The sequence below is a fragment of the Pseudoduganella danionis genome, from assembly GCF_009720775.1.
GTDB classification, from domain to species: domain Bacteria; phylum Pseudomonadota; class Gammaproteobacteria; order Burkholderiales; family Burkholderiaceae_D; genus Rugamonas; species Rugamonas danionis.
Window position 1 is genome coordinate 1 of sequence record NZ_WNKW01000045.1, and the last position, 255, is coordinate 255.

Sequence of the window (255 nt, forward strand, 5' to 3'; positions counted from 1 at the left end):
CCTATAGTGAGGTATCAGACTGAAGTCTGACACCTAACAAAAAGGGGGATTAGCTCAGCTGGGAGAGCACCTGCTTTGCAAGCAGGGGGTCGTCGGTTCGATCCCGTCATCCTCCACCAAAAGTTCAGATGTAAAGGTAGACCTTTAGATTTGATCTTTTAGAGATCAAGTGCTGTATGTTCTTTAACAATCTGGAAGAAGTAAGTAAATTTTTATTGATCGTTTTACGGTAAAACGTAAGACGATGGGTAATGA

1 tRNA gene is annotated in these 255 nt (G+C 42.0%); it reads left to right on the top strand.

Annotated features, from left to right (window positions below):
* The first annotated feature begins 43 nt into the window (after positions 1-43).
* Positions 44-119: transfer RNA gene (locus tag GM655_RS22650), tRNA-Ala, on the top strand.
* Positions 120-255 lie beyond the last annotated feature (136 nt).